At 70.2% G+C, this 6,475-nt stretch carries 4 protein-coding genes; 1 reads left to right on the forward strand and 3 read right to left on the reverse strand.

The window, feature by feature from the left end:
* The coding region (locus T328_RS35790) for a tetratricopeptide repeat protein (RefSeq protein ID WP_496500447.1) at window positions 1–1,439 on the forward strand (1,439 nt) is incomplete at its 5' end.
* A gap of 36 nt (window positions 1,440–1,475) precedes the next feature.
* Here T328_RS35790 and T328_RS35795 read toward each other — a convergent pair.
* The 3 genes from T328_RS35795 to T328_RS35805 all read right to left on the reverse strand — a co-directional run.
* Entirely contained in the window at window positions 1,476–4,379 is a 2,904-nt protein-coding gene (locus T328_RS35795; protein WP_496500448.1) for an AfsR/SARP family transcriptional regulator, read from the reverse strand.
* Window positions 4,380–4,666: 287 nt separating this feature from the next.
* Window positions 4,667–4,822 carry a hypothetical protein gene (locus tag T328_RS35800; RefSeq protein ID WP_496500449.1) on the reverse strand — a complete coding sequence of 52 codons (156 nt, stop codon included), beginning with the start codon at window positions 4,820–4,822 and terminating at the stop codon, window positions 4,667–4,669.
* 214 nt (window positions 4,823–5,036) lie between these two features.
* Window positions 5,037–6,475, reverse strand: a 1,439-nt coding sequence (locus tag T328_RS35805; protein WP_496500450.1) for a tetratricopeptide repeat protein, incomplete at its 5' end; no start/stop codon positions are given.

Genomic DNA, 6,475 nt, shown 5'->3' on the forward strand with positions numbered 1-6,475 from the left:
TGGCCCGGAAGCTGTCGGACGAACACCGCCGCCTGGACGAGCTGCGCGTGGGCGACCTGGCGGTCAAGGCCACCTTCGAACTGGGCTACGGCCAGTTGGAACCGGAGCAGGCCCGCGCGTTCCGTCTCCTAGGTCTGGTTGACGGCCCCGACCTCTCCCTCAACGCCGCCACCGCCATCCTCGACCGAACAGAAGAAGACGCCGAAGAGTTGCTGGAGACCCTGGTCGACACCAGCCTCCTCGAATCCGCAGCCCCCGGCCGCTACCGCTACCACGACTTGCTGCGATTGTTCGCCCGCGACTGCGCGGAGCACGAAGAACCTGTTGCGGAGCGCGAGGCGGCGCTGTCGCGGCTGCTGGACTTCTACCTGGCGACGGCCGCGCGGGTGTACGAACTGGACCGCCCCGGCGACAACCTCACGTCGCACCTCGCCCCGGTGACGTACCCGGGCCTGCGCTTTGCCGACCGGCACAGCGCACAGGACTGGCGCCTGGGCGAGGCGGACTGCCTGCTGGCCACCGCGCGCCAGCTCGTGGGCAAAGGCACTCTTGCCCGCTCGGTCGATCTGCTGATGGTGACCGTCGACCTGGCCGAGTCCGGCACGTACTCGCACCAGTTTGCGCGGATCACCGGTCACTTACTGGAGGCCGCACAGCGCTTGGGCGACCCTCGCAGCGAGGGCCGGGCACACGACGTGCTGTCCGCCTCGCACATCGACTCCGGCCGCTTCGAGCAGGCGGACAAACACGCCGCGGAGGCCATGCGGCTGGCGCGCGCAAGCGGAGATCCGGTCATCTGCGGCCACGCCGCCTCCGACCGGGGCATCATCGCCGATCTGCAGGGGCGCTCCGCTGACGCCGCGATCCACCTGGAGGACGCCCTCGCCGCCTACCGCGCCGACGGGAACCTGTTGGGCGAGGCCGGCGCGTTGACCAACTTGTCACGTATGCACGGCGACGCCGGCCGGACGACGCTCGCCGTCGAGCTCGCGCAGCAGGCCCTTGCCATCCACCACAAGCTCGGCACGAGCTTCCGGATGGCCAACTGCATGTACGCCCTCGGCATCATCCTCACCGTGGCAGGCCGGCCGGACGACGCGCTTACGCAATTCGACGCGGCGCTGAAGCTCTTCCGCGAGAACCGCATGCACCTCTGGGACGGCATGACCCACCTCCGCATGGCCGAAGCCGCCTTCGCCGCCGAGCGCCCCGCTCAGGCCGTGGTGCTCGCCGAGCAGGCGCTCGCGCGCCTGCAGGGCATCGGCGGCGACTGGCACCGCGGTGTGGTCCTCACACTCCTCGGCCGTACACTCTTGGCGATGGGCCAGCCGGGCCGCGCACGCGCCTGCTGGACCGAAGCCCTCTCCCTCCTACAGAGGTCGAATTCCGGGGAAGCCGCCGAGGTAAGCGCACTGCTGGCGTCCATCGCCCCCGGCTGAACCCCAGGGGGAGAGCGGGCAGACCCGCGGTTGCCCTCAGCCCTGCGGCGCCTGAGTCGACCCCGACTCCTGGAGTTCCCGGGCTTCGGCCAGGCATGCCCGCGCCCGGTCCGGTTGGCCGAGTTCGCCGAGGGCGCGGCCGAGCACGTTCAGTGCGCTGCCGCGGTGCCAGTCACCGCCGATGCCCCGGAAGCGGGACAGGGCCTTCTCGGCGTACGAAGCCGCCTCGGCCGGCTTGTGCATGGCGAGGTGGACCTGCGCGAAACGGAAGTAGGCAAGGCCCTCCCAGAGCCCCATACGGCCTTCGCGGAATGCAGTCGCGGCCAAGTCCAGCTGGGCGAGGGCTTCCGCGTGCCGGTCCGCGTAGTTGAGTGCGATGGCGAGGGCATATCTGCTGCACGCCATGCGGTGTGGTGCGTTGGCCTTCCGGTCGAGCTCCACGGTCTGCTCCGCCAGCTCGATCGCCGTGGGGATCGAACCCATGTCACTGTGGATACGGGCGAGGTTGCCCAGCGCGCAGGACTCCCCGTCCAGGTTTCCGTCCTCCCGGTACGCGGCGAGGGCCTGCTCCAGGCAGTTCGTCGCTTCCTCCTGGCGTCCCAGGAGGGAGGCCGTAACCCCGCGGTCGTTCGCGGCCTCACCCGAGACCCAGATGTCACCGCAGGCACCGGCGAGGCGGTAGGCGTGGACGGCGTGCTCGTACGACAGCTCGAACCGTCCCATGAACTGCCGGGCCGATGTCAGGACGATGTGGGCCCGCGCCTGGCCGCGGATGTCGCCGGCTTGTTCGGCGGCCTTGAGCGCGGCGGTGGCGAGTTGTACGAACCGCGGGGAGTAGAGGCCGGACTCCGCGAGGTCCTTGGCGGTGAGCAGGAGGTCGACGGTACGCGGCAGTGAGTCGCCGTGGGCGAACTGGCGAACTGCGGCGAGCACGCACTCTGCCTCGCTGAAGAGCCAGTCCTGTGCGGTGTGTTGGTTCTCGAATGCCAGACCGCCGTGAGCTATCGGGTTCAGGTGTCGGATCAGGGTGTCGCCGGGGCGGCCCAGTTCGTACGCCTTGGCGGTGGTGGCGAGGTAGAAGTCGAGGAGGCGTGAGAGCGCTGCTTCGCGTTCGGTCTCGGGTTCTTCGCGGTGGGCGCAGGTGCGGGCGAAGAGGCGGAGGAGGTCGTGGTAGCGGTAGCGGCCGGGGGCTGCGGATTCGAGGAGGCTGGTGTCGACCAGGGTTTCCAGGAGTTCTTCGGTGTCCTCTTCCGTTTGGTCGAGGATGGCGGTGGCCGCGTTGAGGGAGAGGTCGGGGCCGTCGACCAGGCCCAGGAGGCGGAACGCGCGGGCTTGTTCGGGTTCGAGTTGGCCGTAGCCGAGTTCGAAGGTGGCTTTGACAGCCAGGTCGCCGACGCGGAGTTCGTCCAGGCGGCGGTGTTCGTCCGACAGCTTCCGGGCCAGCACCGACACCGTCCAGGTGCGGCGGGCCGCCAGGCGGGAGGCCGCGATGCGGATGGCCAGGGGGAGGAAGCCGCAGGCGGCGACGACGTCCATGGCCGCGTGGCGTTCCGGCTCTACGCGGTGGGCTCCGACGATGCGGGTGAAGAGCAGCAGCGCTTCGTCGGGGGCCATGACGTCGAGGTCGACGTGATGCGCCCCGGCCAGGTCCGCCATCCTGGCCCGGGAGGTGATCAGCGCCGCGCAGCCCTCGGTGCCGGGGAGGAGGGGGCGTATCTGGGCGGCGTCGCGGGCGTTGTCGAGCAGGGCCATGATCCGGCGGCCGGCGAGCATCGAGCGGTACAGGGCCGCTCGTTCTTCCACAGGTTCGGGGATCTCCGCGTCCGGGGTGCCCAGGGACCGTAGGAAGGAGCCGAGGACGGCGGCCGGGTCGGCCGGGGACGGGCCTGTGCCCTGGAGGTCCGCGTACAGCTGGCCGTCCGGGAACGACTCCCGCGCGGCGTGGGCGACGTGTACGGCCAGGGTGGTCTTGCCGACGCCGCCGATGCCCGAGACGGACGACACCGCCATCACCATGCCGGGCGCTTGCTCCAGTTGCTTGCCCAACTCGTCGACGAAGGCGTCCCGCCCGGTGAAGTCGGCCAGCCTTGCCGGGAGCTGGGCAGGTGACAGCCGCGTGGTCGTGGTGGCTAAGGGTGCCACGGGTTGCTCACCTCCCCGGAGGATCCGCTGTTGCAGCTCCGCCAACTTCCGACCGGGTTCGACGCCCAGTTCATCGATCAACAGCCTTCGGCTGTCGGTGTAGACGGCCAGCGCCTCCGCCTGCCGGCCGCTGCGGGACAGCGCCAGCATCAGCAGCTCCCGGAATCGCTCCCGCAGCGGGTAAGCCGCCGTCAGCGCGGTCAGCTCGGAGATGGCCTCGGCGTAGTCGTGCGCTTCGATGTCGAGCGCCAGCCGGCGTTCGAGCAGCGACAGCCGCCATTCGGTGAGCCGTGCGCGTTCCGTCTCGGCGAACGTCCCGGGCAGGCCGGCGAGCGGTTCGCCGTCCCACAGGCCCAGTGCCTGGCGGAGAAGCGAACGGGTCCTCCCTGTGTCTCCCCCCTGCGCCGCCGCGTCGGCCAGGGCGACGGCCTGTTCGGCGATCGCCGTGTCCGTCACAGCGCGGCCTCCCGGGCGCAGTACGTAGCCGCCGGCTTGGCCGCTGATGAGATCCGCGTCCGGGCCGAGAGCCTTGCGCAACCGCGAGACGTAGGTCCGTACGGTGCCCACGGCATCGCGCGGCGGGTCCTCGGCCCAGAGGGCGTCGACCAGTTCGTGCGCGGTGGCATGGTGGCCGGAGCCGGTCAGCAGCGCGGCCAGGACGGTGCGTTGCTGGGGCGGACCGATGTTGATCGGTGTGGTACCGCGCCATGCCGCCGGCGGACCGAGCAGACCGAAGTACAGCAACTCGCCGGCATCGCCGACCTGGTGGTCCGGGGATTCCCCGCGATGCCCTGCCATGGCCCACCCCTCCCGGTCCTCGCAGCCCTGTTCGACAGTCTGCCGTGGACCGGAGTGCGGTGTCACCGGCACGCGGTTGTGCGGCCGGATGCTGACGGTAGGGAGTGGCTGGCAAGGGGCTCACCCGGTGAGGTCGAGACGTGGTGCCGCCTCGGCGGTGCCGGAGGGCGGCTCGGGGCATGTGAGTTTCGCTCCGAAGCAAGGGGAAGGCCCGGCCGCAGCAGTCCCCATCTTGCTGCCGCGACCGGGCCGTTTCGGCCCCCCCTCGGGCCGGTCAGTGATGTCAATCAGGGCTGGTGCTTGTCGAGCGGCCTGAAGATGTCTTCGTCTTCATCCTTCGACGGGTCATCCGGCAGCGTCGGCTCGTCGGCGCCGGCCGACTCGATCTTGCGGGCTTTCTGCTTCTCCCGCTCCACCTCGGACTCTGTTGACTTCTCCGGCATCTTGCTCCCCTGTCTGTGCCGTGGGCGTTCCGCAGCCGCCCGCCCGGCGACTCCCCCGCGGATCGCCGGGCGGGCCTGCGCGGCCGCTCTCCCTAATCTTGCCCCGGGGGAGCGGCCCCGCGTGACCCGCCATTCCCCCGACGTGACGAGCCACTGACAAAGAGCATGACGGCTGGTGATAAACGTCCGATGAACGAGTTCGTATAGGAGACGTTCAGGAAGTCGTGGCGGGTTCCAGGAGGGCCCGCACCTCTGCGGCTTCCGACGAGTTGGTCTTCTCGTGCAGCACCACGGCCTCGCTCCAGCATGCCTGTGCTCGCCCCTGCTGCCCGATCTGGTGCAGGCTCCGGCCGAGGGCCGTGAGTACCTGCGCGCGGTGCCAGTCGCCGCCGATGCCGTGCAGCCGCGCGAGCGCCTGTTCGGCCAACGTGGCCGCCTGGGTGGGCTGCTGGGCAGCTAGGTGTGCCTCTGCCATTCGGAACTGGGTCATGCCATGCCAGAGGTGCATTCGATTCTCGTGGAAGAGCTTTAGGGCCGCGTCCAGTTGAACGAGTGCGTCGTCCGGGCGGTCGGCGCCTGTGAGGCTGATCCCCAGTGCGTACATGCAGTTGGCCATCCTGAAGCTGGGGCCCAGCTTGTGGTGGATGGCCAGAGCCTGTTCCGCGAGATCGACGGCGAGTGACGAGCGCCCGGCGCCGCTGTGCATCCGTGACAGATTGCTCAGCGCGCTTGCCTCGCCCGACAGGTTCCCGTCGGCGCGGTAGGCGGCGAGCGCGTCCTCATGGTGGACCGCCGCGTCGGCTGAGCGCCCCTGGAGGGAGGCGATGATGCCGCGATCGGAGGCGGCGTGGCCGCAGATGACCGGATCTCCGCTTGCACGCGCCAGCCGAAGGGCCTCCGCGGCGTGCTCGTCCGCCTGCTCGAAGCGGCCGGAGTCGATGTGCGAGGAGGCCAGCACGTCGTTCGTCCGGCCCTCGCTGCGGGGGTCGCCCGAGCGCTGTGCGGTCTCCAGCAGGTGGCCGGCGATCTGCGCAAACTGGTGCGAGTACGTGCCGGACTCGGCCAGGTCGACGGTCACCATCAGCAGGTCGACGGCGCGGGCGAGGGTGTCTTTGCCCACGAGCTGGCGCGCGGTGGCCAGCAGGCAGTCCGCCTCGCCCAGACGCCAGTCCTGTGCGCTGTGACGGTCGGCGAAGTGCAGGCCCTGGTATGTCACCGGGGCGAGGTGCGAGGTGAGGTTGTCGCCGGGGCGGTCCAGTTCGTACACCCGCGCCGCCGTTGCCAGGTAGAAGTCCAGCAGCCGCGACAGCGCCGCTTCATGCTCCGCAACGGGCTCTTCGCGCTCCGCGCAGTCACGGGCGAACAACCGCACCAAGTCGTGGAAACGATAGCGGCCGGGAGCGGCGGACTCCACGAGGCTGGCATCGACCAGGTCTTCCAGGAGCGCCTCGGCGACCTCCGCTGTGCGGTCCACGATCGCCGCTGCCGCTGTGATCGAGATGTCCGGGCCGTCCGCCAAACCCAGCAGGCGGAACGCTCGGGCCTGTTCCGGCTCCAGCTGGCCGTAGCCCAGTTCGAAGGTGGCCTTGACCGCCAGGTCGCCCACGCGCAGCTCGTCCAGGCGGCGGTGTTCGTCCGACAGCTTCCGGGCCA

The organism is Streptomyces sp. CNX435, from assembly GCF_059570575.1.